The organism is Cupriavidus sp. 2SB (assembly GCF_005503625.1).
Taxonomy (GTDB): Bacteria; Pseudomonadota; Gammaproteobacteria; order Burkholderiales; family Burkholderiaceae; genus Cupriavidus.
Genome location: NZ_SCMX01000136.1, coordinates 1 through 8,459, shown reverse-complemented (window position 1 = coordinate 8,459; position 8,459 = coordinate 1). Strand labels below are relative to the sequence as shown.

11 protein-coding genes are annotated in these 8,459 nt (G+C 65.5%); 7 read left to right on the top strand and 4 right to left on the bottom strand.

Features of this window, described 5'->3' with window-relative positions; translation table 11 throughout:
* The first annotated feature begins 241 nt into the window (after positions 1-241).
* Complete coding sequence (gene arsC / locus FFS21_RS31225; RefSeq protein ID WP_137928543.1) at positions 242-601, top strand: arsenate reductase (glutaredoxin); 360 nt, start codon at positions 242-244, stop codon at positions 599-601.
* 89 nt (positions 602-690) lie between these two features.
* Here arsC and FFS21_RS31220 read toward each other — a convergent pair whose 3' ends face one another.
* The 3 genes from FFS21_RS31220 to FFS21_RS31210 all read right to left on the bottom strand — a co-directional run bounded on the left by FFS21_RS31220 (position 691) and on the right by FFS21_RS31210 (position 2,383).
* Positions 691-930 (bottom strand): hypothetical protein, encoded by a 240-nt coding sequence (locus FFS21_RS31220; RefSeq protein ID WP_137928542.1) that lies wholly within the window; start codon positions 928-930, stop codon positions 691-693.
* A gap of 136 nt (positions 931-1,066) precedes the next feature.
* Positions 1,067-1,729, bottom strand: coding sequence for a 3'-5' exonuclease family protein (locus FFS21_RS31215; RefSeq protein WP_137928541.1), 663 nt, complete (start codon positions 1,727-1,729; stop codon positions 1,067-1,069).
* 3 nt (positions 1,730-1,732) lie between these two features.
* The gene (locus FFS21_RS31210; protein ID WP_137928540.1) at positions 1,733-2,383 is read right to left on the bottom strand and encodes an MBL fold metallo-hydrolase; all 651 of its coding nucleotides are present in this window, start codon (positions 2,381-2,383) and stop codon (positions 1,733-1,735) included.
* 320 nt (positions 2,384-2,703) lie between these two features.
* Between FFS21_RS31210 and FFS21_RS31205 the strand changes: the two genes are divergently transcribed.
* Positions 2,704-3,477 (top strand): septal ring lytic transglycosylase RlpA family protein, encoded by a 774-nt coding sequence (locus tag FFS21_RS31205; protein WP_171020533.1) that lies wholly within the window; start codon positions 2,704-2,706, stop codon positions 3,475-3,477.
* Between the two features lie 137 nt (positions 3,478-3,614).
* On the opposite strand, the gene rsmI is transcribed toward FFS21_RS31205, so the two are convergent.
* The gene (gene rsmI / locus FFS21_RS31200) at positions 3,615-4,535 is read right to left on the bottom strand and encodes a 16S rRNA (cytidine(1402)-2'-O)-methyltransferase (RefSeq protein ID WP_137928539.1); all 921 of its coding nucleotides are present in this window, start codon (positions 4,533-4,535) and stop codon (positions 3,615-3,617) included.
* Between the two features lie 15 nt (positions 4,536-4,550).
* Between rsmI and FFS21_RS31195 the strand changes: the two genes are divergently transcribed.
* The 5 genes from FFS21_RS31195 (at position 4,551) to FFS21_RS31175 (ending at position 8,373) form a co-directional block, all read left to right on the top strand.
* On the top strand, positions 4,551-4,985 hold the full coding sequence (locus tag FFS21_RS31195; RefSeq protein WP_137928538.1) for a YraN family protein: 435 nt from the start codon (positions 4,551-4,553) through the stop codon (positions 4,983-4,985).
* Between the two features lie 32 nt (positions 4,986-5,017).
* A complete protein-coding gene (locus FFS21_RS31190) occupies positions 5,018-5,605 on the top strand; it encodes a phosphoheptose isomerase (protein ID WP_137928537.1) in 588 nt (195 codons plus the stop codon).
* 189 nt (positions 5,606-5,794) lie between these two features.
* Positions 5,795-6,640 carry a BON domain-containing protein gene (locus FFS21_RS31185; RefSeq protein ID WP_137928536.1) on the top strand — a complete coding sequence of 282 codons (846 nt, stop codon included), beginning with the start codon at positions 5,795-5,797 and terminating at the stop codon, positions 6,638-6,640.
* A 47-nt stretch (positions 6,641-6,687) separates the two neighbouring features.
* Positions 6,688-7,101 carry a c-type cytochrome gene (locus tag FFS21_RS31180; protein ID WP_237380200.1) on the top strand — a complete coding sequence of 138 codons (414 nt, stop codon included), beginning with the start codon at positions 6,688-6,690 and terminating at the stop codon, positions 7,099-7,101.
* A gap of 3 nt (positions 7,102-7,104) precedes the next feature.
* Positions 7,105-8,373, top strand: a complete 1,269-nt coding sequence (locus FFS21_RS31175) for an NAD(P)/FAD-dependent oxidoreductase (RefSeq protein ID WP_137928535.1) — start codon at positions 7,105-7,107, stop codon at positions 8,371-8,373.
* Positions 8,374-8,459 lie beyond the last annotated feature (86 nt).

Genomic DNA, 8,459 nt, shown 5'->3' with positions numbered 1-8,459 from the left:
GCGGCAGCGGAGGACACGATGGTTCTTGGCAGGGAAACACCACGGCGGGATGCCATGGCAATGGATCAGCGATGCGCGGCAACGCAGAGCGAGGTGCGCGCGCCACACCGAAACCTTACCGCGACCGGGGCGTGCCGGGTTGTATATGATGCGGGGATATTCAAAAGCGCAGAAATGGTGCAATCCGACGGGGGCAAACCAACGGCGTGCCCCCGAATCTGCAAGCAGGCTGGAGGAAGCCATGATCACGATCTATCACAACCCGCGTTGCTCCAAATCGCGCGAGACCCTGACCCTGGTGGAGAGCGCCGCCGAGCGTCTGGGCGAGCCGGTGGAGATCGTCGAATACCTGAAAGCGCCGCCATCGCTGGCCACGCTGCGTCAGCTGCATACGATGCTGGGCGTGCCGGTGCGCGAGATGATCCGCAACGGCGAGGACGCCTACAAGGAGCTGGATCTGGCCGACGAGGGCCTGACCGACGCCGAACTGCTGGCTGCCGTGGCCGACAACCCCATTCTGCTGCAACGTCCCGTGGTCGTACGCAACCGCCGCGCGGTCATTGGTCGACCGCCGGAAAACGTCGAGCCGCTGCTGAAGTAAATCCCTTCGCTGCGTCGCACAAATAAAACCGGCCTCCGAAACGGAGGCCGGCCGGTCAGTCAGGCGAATCGCTTCAGGCGAGTCGTCGTTTATGCAACACCCAGCCAGTGCATGGCCTCCTGACCGAAACTGATGCCGGCCAGCACGGCCAGCAGCACGAGTGCCGTGATGACGCTGACATAGACCAGCGCCTGGGCAACCTCGGCATCTTCCGTGACCGAATGATGATGAACGACGACATCGGGGCGCGCGTGCGCGCCATGTGACCAGTGTGGCCAGTGCAACTTGCCGGCAGCGTCCTTGAAGTGGAGATCGGGATGGAATCGCATGGTCACACCTCCTCGGCGCACTGTTGCTCACCCGGTGGGATCGCCGTGGGACATTTCCCCAGCGCCGTCGTTTGCACACTTCCAATATAGGAGACGGGGCGGAAATGTGGTCCCGATGTCGCGTACGCCCAGACACTCAGTCTGGCTGCGAGGCCGGAGGTGAGGAATCGCTTTCGCTGGTTTCGATGCTGGTGGCGTCCAACTGCGCCAGCCGGGTTTCCCGCGTACGCAATTCGGCGAGCATGTTGCAGAACAGCGCGCCTTGCTCGCGGGCATCGTCGAGGGCGATATGGGTGTGCGGCAGCGGGTCGTGCCAATGCGCCGGGAAGGCGGCCTTGACCGATTTCCGGAAGGGCCGGCCGGTCAGCGCGAAGCCCATCGTCTTGATGTCCAGCGCCGCCCAGCCGAACGGCGACCGGCCAGCGAAGCGCATCATGTACCAGAACATCCACGTGAAATCGAACCCGGCCGGGAACGCGATGAAGACTGGCTTGCCGGGCAGGCTCTCCACCCATTCCACGTAGCGCGGCATCACGTCTTCGGGGCGCTCCAGGTCACGCCGGCAGGCGGCCCAGGCGTCGGGCTGCGTTTTCCACCATGCCACCTGCACGGGATGGCCGGTGGCGCCGGGCAGCGTTTCGAGGTTGGCAGAGAAGGTGCCGAGCACGGTCTTGTCCGCCAGCATCGCCACGGAGGCAAACGACAGCATCGAGTGTGGGCCGGGAATCGGCCCGTCCGCCTCGACATCGGTGCTGACGTAGATCTCGGGGCGCGTATCGGGTGCCTGTTTTTTCGCCATGCGTCAGGCCGCGTCGATCAGATGGTCCGCCACAAACGGATTGTTGCGGCGTTCCTCGCCAAACGTGGATACCGGCCCGTGGCCCGGCACGAACGTCACGTCCTCGCCCAGCGGCCACAGATGCGTACGGATCGAGCGAATCAGGTCGGCGTGGTTGCCGCGCGGAAAATCCGTGCGTCCGATCGACCCGGCGAACAACACGTCTCCCACGATCGCCACCTTGTTCGGGCGCGAGAAAAACACCACGTGGCCTGGCGTATGGCCGGGGCAGTGATAGACCTCCAGCGTCTCGCTGCCGAACGTCACCGTATCGCCGTTCACCAGCCAGCGATCCGGCTCGAACACCTCGGCATGCCCAAAGCCGAAGCGCCGCGTCTGCTCCGGCAACTGCTCGATCCAGAACCGCTCGTCCTCGTGCGGCCCTTCGATTGGCACGCCAAACTGCCGCGCCAGTGCCGCGGCGCCCGCGCAGTGATCCACGTGGCCGTGCGTCAGAAAGATCTTCTCCAGGGTGACGCCGTGCTCGGCGATGGCTTCGGCGATGCGGTTGAGGTCGCCGCCCGGATCGCACACTGCAGCGCGCTGCGTAGCGTCGTCGATCAGCAGCGAACAATTCTGCTGGAATGGCGTGACGGGAATGAGGAGGACTTTCATTTTTGTGCGCGATAGGGCATGCGAAACGGGGGCATTTTGCACCCGATCCGGAACGTTCGGCAGGGTTTCGGGGGTGGGCCATTGTAGCCGTCTGATATGCCGGCGGCGGTCACTGACTGAAGGCTGAAACGTTTGAATCGGAGTTGAGACGATTCTCAAAGTTACATGACGATCACTTGGATTGGGCGTTGCGGCAATCGGCGCAATCCCTTGCCAGGCGGTGGATTGCGGGGAATTGACGGGCGTTTGAATGCGGTTGCATTAGATTTCGTAACAAAATCAAGGTGATAGCTTCAAACGACCGATGTTAGACTGCGCGCATGATCAGTCTGCCCCTCTTCCGTCCGGGGTCCGTGCGCACCGATGCGCCCGGGTCCAATCGCTTCCTTCGTCAATGCGCCATCATCGTGTCGGCGCTGGTGATGGCTGCGTGCGCGACGCCACCGGGGGGGGAGGGCGATACCGCGTCGGATACTTCGACTGCGCTCTCCACGCGCACGGCAAAGTCGAAGCCCAAGACCGACAAGTCCGCGGGCACGGCGACCAAGTCCGATGATCGCGGCAGCTGGAACCTCTTCGGTCTGCCGGATGACAATGCACCTTCGCAATCGTCGATCGACGGCCTGCGCGCTGACATGGGTACGTTCGAGCAGCGCGGCATGGCGTCCTGGTACGGCAAGGGTTTCCATGGCCGCAAGACTGCCAATGGCGAGCGCTTCGACATGCGTGCGATGACCGCCGCCCACCCGTCGCTGCCGCTGGATAGCTGGGTGCTGGTGCGCAACCTGCGCAACAACAAGGTGGCGGTGGTGCGAATCAACGATCGCGGCCCGTATCACGGCAACCGGGTCCTGGACCTGTCGTATGCAGCGGCCAAGCGCCTGAACTTCGTGGATCACGGTGCGACGCAGGTAGAAATTCGCCGGTTGTCGCGTACCGAAGTGGCGGCGCTGGGTCCGAACATCGAGGCTGGCGGCTCCGAGGCGGGCGACGGCAGCGGCGCGGACGACTTGCCGGAAACGGCCAGCACGCTGGTTCCGGCCAAGTCCAAAGCCAAGGCCAAGGCGAAATCCACGGCCAGGAAGCGCAAGTAGGACGTCCACGGGCGATGCGGAACGGTCAACCCTCCCTCATCGATGTCCCGGCCATCCTTCCTCAGCTTCGCATTTTCAGATTTGTCTCAAACGGCACGACGCTCCGGCGCGTGCCGTTTGTCGTTTCGACCCTCGTTTCAGTCCTCGTTACCGGCATCGTCCTCGCCGCGCATCGCCAGCGCCAGCTTGTACAGCGCATCGGTCTTGGCGCCAGTGACCGACGCCGCCAGCTTGGCGGCGCGCTTGGCTGGCAACTCGGCCAGCAACAGTTTCAGCACGCGCTGCGCCTCGGCATCGGGCGCGCCATCGTCGGCTCGTTCGGCACGGCCCGCACCCTCTATCACCAGTACGAACTCGCCTTTGCCGCGCGAAGCTTCGGCGGCCAGCCACGCTGGCGCCTCGGCCACGGTCATGACCGGCGTTTCCTCGAAGAGCTTGGTCAGCTCGCGTCCGATCAGGATGCGGCGCGTGGCCGGCAGGATCTCGGCCAGCGCAGCGAGCGTATCGGCAATGCGGTGCGGCGCCTCGTAGACGATCCAGGCATGATCGAGCGCAGCCAGCCCGGTGATGGCGTCGTTGCGGGCCTTGGGCTTGCCGGGCAGGAATCCGATGAAGCTGAAGCGGCCTTCGCCGGCTTCAAGCATGTCGCCCGCCACGGACAGCGCGGTCACCGCCGCGCTCGGACCCGGCAGCGGCACTACCTTCAGACCCGCGCCGCGCACCACTTCCACCAGCCGCGCGCCAGGATCGGAAATGCCGGGCGTGCCGGCATCGGAGACATAGGCGATGCGTTCGCCGGCCTGCAGCCGTTCGACGATCTTGCCAGCCGCTTCGCGTTCGTTGTGCTCGTGAACAGCCACCAGCGGACGTTGCAGCCCCACGCGCGACAGCAGTTGCCCGGTGTTGCGCGTGTCTTCGCAGGCGATGGCATCCACCAGGCCGAGCACGTGCAGCGCGCGCAGCGACAGGTCCGCGACGTTGCCGATCGGGGTGGCCACCACGTAGAGCGTACCGGGCGGGTAGGTCTGGCCGGCTGCCAGCTGGTTCCATTCACTCATGCTTGAGAACTTCCTTTGAATCGCTCATTCCAATCGACCACCCGCACGGCGACACAGACAGGCCAACAAACGGCCACGGCACGCGGCGCGCTGGCGGAAGACCGGGCGCTGGCCTACCTGAAGCGGCAGGGCCTGGCGCCCATCGAGCGCAATTATCGCTGCAAAGGCGGCGAGATCGACCTGATCATGCGCGCACCGGACGATACGCTGGTGTTCGTCGAGGTACGGCAGCGGGGCGGGCGCGGCTTCGGCGGGGCGGCGCAAAGCATCACGCCAGCCAAGCAGCGTCGCGTACTGCTGGCCGCCACGCATTACCTGGCCACGCTCGATCGGGTGCCACCTTGCCGGATAGATGTGGTGGCGATGGAGCCTGGGCGGCTGGAGTGGCTGCCCGGCGCGTTCGACCTGACCTCACTCGACGGGAACACCTGCGCGATGCGTGCGTCATAATGCGCGGGATTGTGCAGATGTCACACTAGACCATGAGCATTGAAAGCATCGAGCAGCATTTTCTGGACAGTGCCGACACCAAGCGGCATGCCGCCGCGTTGCTGGCGCCGCACATCGACGCCGCCGTGGAACGCATGGTGATGGCGCTGACCAGCGGCAACAAGATCCTGGCTTGCGGCAACGGCGGCTCGGCGGCCGATGCGCAGCATTTCGCCGCAGAACTGATCGGCCGCTTCGAACGCGAGCGGCCGGGGCTGGCGGCGATTGCGCTGACGACCGACAGCTCGATCCTGACCGCCATCGGCAACGACTACGATTTTTCCGTGGTGTTCTCGAAGCAGGTGGAGGCGCTGGGCCAGCCTGGCGATATCCTGCTGGCACTGTCGACATCGGGCGATTCGGCCAACGTGGTGGCGGCAATTCAGGCCGCGCACCAGCGCGATATGTCGGTGGTGGCATTGACGGGAAAGGGCGGCGGACGCATCGCCACGCTGCTCGAAGAATTTGATATCCATCTGTGCGCGCCCAGCGACCGCACGGCGCGCATTCAGGAAGTACACCTCCTGACACTGCACTGCCTGTGCGACGGGATCGACGAAGCGCTCCTGGGAGAGGCATGACGCAGATGGCCGAGGTTATCCCGGGTTATCCACATGACTGCCCACAGGCTATGCACAGATATTGAGTGGTAGTCCACAGCCATATCCACAGGCGGGGCTGCCGGCTGTTGCGCCCGCCGCATGAAACACAGGCATTCCCTGATCCACCCAATCGGGCATTCCACCCGTTACCCAGAACCCATATACCGCATGACGAACGTGATTCCGCAGAAGACGACATCCCTGGCCCGCGCCGCGCGCACGGCCGTGACCGTGGCGGCCCTGGTGGTATCGGCCACGCAACTGGCCGGCTGCTTTCCGGTACTGGCTGGTGCGGTGGGCACCGGCGTGGTCATGGCCACCGATCGCCGGCCCACGGGCACGCAGACCATCGACCGCGGCCTGCAGCTGGAGATCGAGAGCACGCTCAGCACGCGCTACAGCAGCAGTCAGGCGCGTGTGAACACGTCGGTGTTCAACCGCAAGGTACTGCTGACGGGCCAGGCGGCCAACGCGCAGATCAAGCAGCAGATCGAGCAGTATGTACGCGGCCTGCCCAACGCGCGCGAGGTGGTGAACGAGCTTGAAGTCTCGACTTCGCCTGACTTCATGACGCGCAGCAACGACACGTACCTGACCAGCAAGGTCAAGACGCTGCTGGTGACGGCGGACGGCGTGCCGGCCAACTCGATCAAGGTCACCACCGAGAACGGCGTGGTGTACCTGATGGGTGTGCTCACCACAAGCGAGGGCGACAAGGCTACCGACGTGGCCCGCAATGCCAGCGGCGTGCAGAAAGTGGTCAAGGTGTTCGACTACGTGAGCGAAGCGGAGCGCGCCCGCCTGGACCAGGCCTCCAGTTCGCAGAACGGCAACACGGGCAGCGATGCCGTGGGTACGCCGGCCCCGGTGCAGACCGTGCCGGGCAGCCAGCCCAACGCGCCGGTCACGTCGGACGCCCCGGCCTCGATGGGTTCGTCGGGCGCCACCACAAGCCCTGTGGCTGCGCCGGTCACGTCGCCAGTGGCGTTGCCGCCGGGCCGCAACCTGCCCTAAGCTGAATCGGACAAGACAGAAAAAGTCGCCCCCACCGGAGCATCGCCATGCAGCCTTCGCCGCGTTACCTGTTGTCCTCCCGCTGGATGGCCGGTGTCGTCGCGATGGCGCTGGCGTCCCTGTCATCGATGGCGTGGGCGCAATCCCCACAACCCGCTTCGGCGCCGATGACTGCGGGGCCAGCCGATGCTGGCAAGCTGACCATCGAAGCCCAGCGTGCCCGCGTGGAGCAGGCACGCAACCAGGCCGCCTCATGCGCCGTCTGCCACGGCACCGATGGCCGCCCGCCCGCCGACAGTCCCGTGCCTCCCCTGGCCGGCCGGCCTCGTGCGGAGCTGACCGAGATCATGCTCGAGTACAAGAATGGCAAGCGCCCGGGCACCGTGATGCCACAGATCGCCAAGGGCTACAGCGACGCCGATATCCTCGCCATCGCCGCGTGGTTCGCGGATCAGAAATAGCCCATGCACAGACGCTCGGTATTGAAGGCGGCGCTGGCCGCCTCGGCCTTCGGGATGCTCACGCCCGCCATGGCCCGCGCCGCCGCACCCGCACGCGTTGTGGTGATCGGCGGCGGATATGGCGGCGCCACGGCGGCGCGCTATCTGCGCACATGGAGCCAGGGTGCGGTGGATGTCACGCTTGTTGAGCCGGACGCCGCGTTCGTTTCCTGCCCGCTGTCGAACCTTGTGGTTGGGGGCTTCCGACAACTGGGCGACCTCACCATCGCCTATGACAAGCTCACCAGCCGGCACGGCGTGAAGGTGGTGCGCGACCACGCCACCGCCATCGACACATCGCGACGGCAGGTCCGGCTGGCCGGTGGCACAACACTGCCCTACGACCGGCTCGTGCTGTCGCCCGGCGTGGAGATGCAACGCAGTGCGATTCCGGGGCTGGCCACGCCGGCAGGCAGCCAGTTCGTCCATGCGTGGAAGGCGGGTCCGGAGACCGAGACACTGCGCCGACAACTCGCGGCGATGCCAGACGGCGGCACCTTTGCCATCACGATCCCGCTCGCGCCGTACCGCTGCCCGCCGGGACCGTACGAGCGCGCCTGCGTGGTGGCGGACTATTTGAAGCAGCACAAGCCGCGCGGCAAGGTGCTGGTGCTCGACGCCAATGCCGATATCACGTCGAAGGGCGCGCTGTTCCGCGAGGTCTGGAAAACGCGCTACGCTGGCATGATCGAGTACCGGCCCCAGCATGAGACCGTGGACCTCGATCCCGTCACGCGCACGATCAAGTTCGATGTCCAGGACGATGTGCGGGCGGACGTCATCAATATCCTGCCGCCCCAGCGTGCGGGCGCGATCGCCGTCTCCGCTGGGCTCGCCACGGCCAACGGGCGCTGGTGCGAGGTGGACTTCCTGACCATGGCTTCGCGTGTGGCATCGGATATCCACGTACTCGGCGACGCGATCCAGATCGCGCCGCTCATGCCCAAGTCCGGCACGATGGCGAGCCAGCACGGCAAGGTGGCGGCCGCCGCCATCCTCCAGTTGCTCGCCGGGCGCCAGCCAGACCCGGCGCCGCTTTATACCAATACCTGCTACAGCTTCACGTCGGCCACCGAGGCCATCCACATCGCCAGCGTCCATCGCTACGACGCCACGGAGAAGACGATGCTGACCGTACCGGGATCAGGCGGGTTGTCGACGGCACCTTCGGCACTGGAGGGGCAGTACGGAGTGGCTTGGGCGAGGAGTATCTGGGGGGATATGTTGGGGTGAGGCACGGGCTACGCCCCTCTCCCGCTGGTTTGCTCCCCTCTCCCGCAAGGCGGGAGAGGGGAGCAACACCCGCCACACGCATCCCC

What these genes read in the sequence shown, in the direction of transcription:
- arsC (WP_137928543.1), top strand. Translation starts at nt 242, where the DNA reads ATGATCACGATCTATCACAACCCGCGTTGCTCCAAATCGCGCGAGACC.
- FFS21_RS31220 (WP_137928542.1), bottom strand. Translation starts at nt 930, where the DNA reads ATGCGATTCCATCCCGATCTCCACTTCAAGGACGCTGCCGGCAAGTTG.
- FFS21_RS31215 (WP_137928541.1), bottom strand. Translation starts at nt 1,729, where the DNA reads ATGGCGAAAAAACAGGCACCCGATACGCGCCCCGAGATCTACGTCAGC.
- FFS21_RS31210 (WP_137928540.1), bottom strand. Translation starts at nt 2,383, where the DNA reads ATGAAAGTCCTCCTCATTCCCGTCACGCCATTCCAGCAGAATTGTTCG.
- FFS21_RS31205 (WP_171020533.1), top strand. Translation starts at nt 2,704, where the DNA reads ATGATCAGTCTGCCCCTCTTCCGTCCGGGGTCCGTGCGCACCGATGCG.
- rsmI (WP_137928539.1), bottom strand. Translation starts at nt 4,535, where the DNA reads ATGAGTGAATGGAACCAGCTGGCAGCCGGCCAGACCTACCCGCCCGGT.
- FFS21_RS31190 (WP_137928537.1), top strand. Translation starts at nt 5,018, where the DNA reads ATGAGCATTGAAAGCATCGAGCAGCATTTTCTGGACAGTGCCGACACC.
- FFS21_RS31185 (WP_137928536.1), top strand. Translation starts at nt 5,795, where the DNA reads ATGACGAACGTGATTCCGCAGAAGACGACATCCCTGGCCCGCGCCGCG.
- FFS21_RS31180 (WP_237380200.1), top strand. Translation starts at nt 6,688, where the DNA reads ATGCAGCCTTCGCCGCGTTACCTGTTGTCCTCCCGCTGGATGGCCGGT.
- FFS21_RS31175 (WP_137928535.1), top strand. Translation starts at nt 7,105, where the DNA reads ATGCACAGACGCTCGGTATTGAAGGCGGCGCTGGCCGCCTCGGCCTTC.